This is a genomic window from Variovorax sp. 01T432 (assembly GCF_056398605.1).
The window spans coordinates 1-377 of record NZ_JBFTPS010000174.1 but is presented as its reverse complement, the minus strand read 5'-3'; the positions used below and the strand labels follow the sequence as shown (position 1 = coordinate 377).

The 377-nt window shown below is 66.8% G+C and carries 1 protein-coding gene; it reads left to right on the top strand.

The window, feature by feature from the left end; translation table 11 throughout:
• Positions 1-81: 81 nt before the first annotated feature.
• Positions 82-377: DUF3606 domain-containing protein (locus AC1DNF_RS35855; protein WP_478153699.1), on the top strand; the 296-nt coding region annotated here is incomplete at its 3' end.

Below are 377 nucleotides of genomic sequence, written 5' to 3'. Positions count from 1 at the left end.
AGATCCACCCCGGCTCGGATAGGTCTACGGGCCGCGAAGAGATGAGCATGGGGGCAACGTCGGCGAGGTGCATGGGGCAGCATGCTGCACGTCACCAGATCGCGATGTCGCCCATCGCCGCGCCGCGGATATGGCCGCCTCCTACATCCCCGGGCGGCCCTGCGTCGCAGGCTCCTCGATCATCACGTCACGAAGGAGACAGGAATGGCAGACGACCCAAAGAAGACCGGCCTCGACCGCAAGCTCATCTCGCTCACCGAGGAGCACGAAATCCGCAGCTGGACCGAGTCGCTCGGCGTCACCGAGGAGGAACTGCGCCAGGCGGTGGCCGCGGTGGGCCACTCGGCCGACAAGGTGCGCGAGCACCTGCGCAAGAA